This window comes from Bradyrhizobium sp. SHOUNA76 (assembly GCF_023006445.1).
GTDB lineage: Bacteria > Pseudomonadota > Alphaproteobacteria > Rhizobiales > Xanthobacteraceae > Bradyrhizobium.
In genome coordinates, this window is record NZ_JALBHA010000786.1 from 1 (window position 1) to 1,924 (window position 1,924).

Genomic DNA, 1,924 nt, shown 5'->3' on the forward strand with positions numbered 1-1,924 from the left:
CCGCACGCCCCGACATCGTCGACCGCAACGGCGCCATCCTTGCGACCGACGTCAAGGCTGCGAGCCTGTTCGGCGAGCCGCGCCGCATCATCGACAAGGACGAGGCGATCGAGCTTCTCACCGCCACCGTGCCCGACCTCGACGAGGCCGAGGTGCGCGAGCGCCTGAGGACGCGCAAGGGCTTCGTCTGGCTCAAGCGCGAGGTCACGGCCAAGCAGCAGCAGGCCATTCACAAGCTCGGCATTCCCGGCATCGGTTTCCTGCGCGAGAACAAACGCGTCTATCCCACCGGCAACGAGGTCGCCCACCTCATCGGTCTCGTCAACATCGACAACCAGGGCATCGCCGGCATGGAGAAGTGGCTCGACAATCAGGGCCTCGCCGATCTCCACCGCGCCGGCTTTGCCACCGACCGGCTGCAAAAGCCGATCGAGCTTTCGATCGATCTGCGCGTCGAGCATGCGCTGCGCGACGAGCTCTTGAAGGCCAAGGACAAGTTCCACGCCAAGGCCGCCTCCGGCATCATCTCGAACGTCAAGACCGGCGAGCTCGTGGCGATGGTTTCCCTTCCCGATTTCGACCCCAACAATCCGAAGGAAGCGCATGACCCCGACCGTATCAACCGCCTGACCACCGGCGTCTACGAGATGGGCTCGACCTTCAAGGCGTTCACGCTGGCGATGGCGCTCGATTCCGGAAAGATCAATTTGAACACGTCTTGGGACGCGCGCGGAAACCTGCACTACGGCAAGTTCACCATCCACGACAGCCACCCGCTCGGACGTTTCATCAACACCAAGGAAGTGTTCACCTACTCGTCCAATATCGGCGCGGCGCGGATCGCGCTCAGCCAGGGCGTGGAGGCCCACAAGGCGTTCCTCGCCAAGATGGGCCAGCTGACGCGGCTGCGCACCGAGCTGCCGGAGAGCGCGGCTCCGCTGGTGCCGCGGCGTTGGGGCGAGCTGAACACGGTCACCATCGCGTTCGGCCAGGGCATGTCGGTGGCGCCACTCCAGGCGGTGATGGGGATCAATGCGCTGGTGAACGGCGGTTATTTGATTCCGCCGACCTTCATGAAGCGCAGCGAGTCCGAGGCCGCGGCGATGGCCAAGCGCGTCATCAGGCCGGAGACGAGCGACAAGATGCGGTTCCTGATGCGACTCAACGCCGAAATCGGCACCGCCAAGACCGCTGACATCAAGGGCTACTATGTCGGCGGCAAGACCGGCACGTCCGAAAAGGTCATCAACGGCCGCTATGCCAAGAAGCGTGTGCTGAATTCCTTCACGGCGATCATGCCTTGCGACGATCCCAAATATCAGATCCTGATCATGCTGGACGAGCCGCAGGCCATTCCCGAAACGAAGGGTTTCATCACCTCGGGCTGGAACGCGGTGCCGACCGGCGGCAAGGTGATCGAGCGGATCGCGCCGCTTCTGGGCGTCGAGCCGCGGTTCGATCTGCCGCCTGCGGAACGCCTTATTCTTGCAGCATCCAGGACAACCCAGTAATCAACGGGGTAGGCCATCGCCGCTGCTGAGTCGGGGCTTTTCCCGGAGATTCGGCTTTGCGGGAGGGCATGTCGACTGGAAGACCATGAAGCTCTCCGACCTGCTAGGCAATGATGCCGCGATCGAGCCCGCTGTCGCGGCGCTCGACGTGACCGGCCTTGCGCTCGACAGCCGCGTGGTCAAGCCGGGCGATCTCTTCTTCGCACTTGCGGGCAGCAAGACCGACGGCGCACGCTTCATCGATGCTGCGATTGCCGCAGGTGCGGTCGCCGTCGTCGGTGACCATGCGCCTGACGGCAGCAAGGTGCCGTTCATCACGGTTGCCAATCCGCGCCGCGCGCTGGCGCTGGCCGCGGCGAGCTTCTTCCCCGCCCAACCCGCGACCGTCGAGGCCGTGACCGGGACCAGCGGCA

General features: G+C 64.4%; 2 protein-coding genes. Both read left to right on the forward strand.

Features of this window, described 5'->3' with window-relative positions; all coding sequences use genetic code 11:
- Positions 1-1,511 (forward strand): penicillin-binding protein 2 (locus MOV74_RS37085; RefSeq protein ID WP_246932350.1); only part of this gene is annotated, 1,511 nt, incomplete at its 5' end.
- Between the two features lie 85 nt (positions 1,512-1,596).
- Positions 1,597-1,924 (forward strand): Mur ligase domain-containing protein (locus MOV74_RS37090; RefSeq protein WP_246932352.1); only part of this gene is annotated, 328 nt, incomplete at its 3' end.